The sequence below is a fragment of the Streptomyces mangrovisoli genome (assembly GCF_000974985.2).
Taxonomy (GTDB): Bacteria; Actinomycetota; Actinomycetes; order Streptomycetales; family Streptomycetaceae; genus Streptomyces; species Streptomyces mangrovisoli.
Genome location: NZ_LAVA02000173.1, coordinates 1 through 2,232 on the forward strand (window position 1 = coordinate 1; position 2,232 = coordinate 2,232).

Consider the following 2,232-nt stretch of genomic DNA (forward strand, 5'->3'; position numbering starts at 1 on the left):
CGCGTGCCCACCTTCACGGGGGAAGGCCCCTTCTCCTTCCAGATCAACCCTGCCAGTACGGCGTCGGAGGTGTACCAGCGCCAGTTGTTCTCGCCCTTGGTCTGCCGACCGGTCTTCGTCGGCACGGCCTCATGCTCCTCGAGAGGGAGGTCGGCGACGATGCGCGCCCACAGCTCCTGGACGTGCATCCCGCCTGGCTGCTCGGCGAGGATCTCCAGCGCTCGCCGCAGACGGGGCGGGACTCCCTGACGAAGCGTCGGCACGTCGTACCTCCAGGAGAGCAGCAACCTTCGGGGGCGGGCCGATCCTCCCATGGAGGGGACGCGAGCGAACCTGTCGAGAGACGATCCGGCACCGGGACAGGGCCTCGGCCTGGGGACGGATCGGCGGGCGGTACGGACCGGAATCCATTCGAGCGAATAACAAAAGGCCAGGTCATGTACTGCATGACCTGGCCTTCAACAGAGCCGCCTTCGGGATTCGAACCCGAGACCTACGCATTACGAGTGCGTTGCTCTGGCCATCTGAGCTAAGGCGGCGCGCTGTCCGCACTATGGTGCGATCAGCAACGTCGGTAAGTCTACACAGTTTCCCGGGGTGCTCCGACCACGCCCCGGAGCGGGTGGCTCCGGGGGTGGGCGCAGGTGCTATGAGCAGCGCTTTCCGTTCGTCGGAGGGGTGCCGCGGAGCAGGTAGGTGTCGATCGCGGAGTCGATGCAGGCGCTGCCGCGGCCGTATGCGGTGTGTCCGTCACCGACGTAGGTGAGCAGGCGCGCCGAGGAGAGCTGGCGGGCCAGCGACTGCGCCCAGCGGTAGGGGGTCGCCGGGTCGCGGGTCGTACCGACGACCACGACCGGGGCCGCGCCCTTGGCCACGATGCGGTGCGGTTCACCGGTCGCCCGCACCGGCCAGTAGGCGCAGTTCAGGGACGCCCACGCGAGTCCCTCGCCGAACACCGGGGACGCCTTCTCGAAGCCGGGCAGCGCCCGTTCGACCTGGTCGGGGCCGGTGAACGCGGCCGGCGAGTCCAGGCAGTTCACGGCGGCGTTCGCGAACATCAGATTGGTGTACCGGCCCTGCGCGTCGCGCTCGTAGTAGCTGTCGGAGAGCGCCAGCAGCCCGGCTCCGTCGTTCTCCTTCATCGCCGAGGTCAGCGCCTCGCGCAGCTGCCCCCACGAGGACTCGTCGTACATCGCCGCCATCACCCCGGTGGTGGCGAGCGCCTCCCCGAGCCTGCGGCCGTCCGGATCGCCGGTCGGCACCGGGTGCGCGTCCAGCTTGCGGAAGAACGCGCTCAGGTTGCGGCCCACCTGGTCGGGGCTCGTGCTCCTGGTGCCGAGCGGGCAGTCCGGCTGCCGCACGCAGTCCTTCGCGAAGGACTGGAAGGCGGTCTCGAAGCCCGCCGTCTGGTCCAGGTTCATCCGGCGGGCCGACAGCGAGGGGTCCATCGCCCCGTCCAGCACCAGCCGCCCCACCCGCTCCGGGAAGAGCCCCGCGTACGTCGCCCCGAGGAAGGTGCCGTACGACGCCCCCACGTACGTCAGCTTCCGGTCGCCCAGCGCCGCCCGGAGGATGTCCATGTCCCGGGCCGCCTCGACGGTCGAGACATGGCGCAGCAGCTTCGCCGACCGCGCGCCGCAGCCCTCCGCGAACCGTTTGTCCGCGGCGACCACGGCGTTCTTCTCCGCCGCCCGGTCGGGTGTCATGTCGGTCTGCGTGTACGCGTCCATCCGGCGTCCGCCGAGGCACTGCACGGGTTCGCTGCGGGCGACGCCGCGCGGGTCCATCGCCACCATGTCGTAGCGGGCGCGGACCTCGGCCGGGTAGCCGATCCCGGCGTACTGCGTGAGGTAGTCGATCGCCGAGCCGCCCGGCCCGCCCGGGTTGACCAGCAGCGAGCCGAGCGGCTTCGCCCTGCCCGTGGCCTTCTTGCGGGCGACGGCGAGCCGGACGTCACCGGCCCCGGGGTCGCCGTAGTCGAGCGGCGCCTTCATCGTCGCGCACTCGAAGCCCTCCGTACCGCAGGTGCGCCAGCTCAGGCGTTGTCCGTAGTACGACGTCAGCGCGGCGGGCGTGGACCGCGGCAGCGCGGCCAGCACCGCGTCGGCGGCCGTCCCCGCGGAACTGGAGGTCGAAGGGTCGGCGGCCGAGCAGGCCGACAGCAGCAGCGTGGCGACGGCGACGAGCGCGGTGGCGGCCCGGGGGCTGCGCGGGCGGGGGGTGAGGGGACGG

At 71.5% G+C, this 2,232-nt stretch carries 2 protein-coding genes and 1 tRNA gene; all 3 read right to left on the minus strand.

All coding sequences use genetic code 11. The features are described from left to right. On the minus strand, positions 1 to 263 hold a 263-nt coding region (locus tag WN71_RS39060), incomplete at its 3' end, for a hypothetical protein (protein ID WP_143074940.1). Positions 264 to 465: 202 nt separating this feature from the next. Continuing rightward, positions 466 to 539 (minus strand) — tRNA-Thr (locus WN71_RS39065). Positions 540 to 647: 108 nt separating this feature from the next. After that, positions 648 to 2,232, minus strand: a 1,585-nt coding sequence (locus WN71_RS39070; RefSeq protein ID WP_420856568.1) for an alpha/beta hydrolase, incomplete at its 5' end; no start/stop codon positions are given.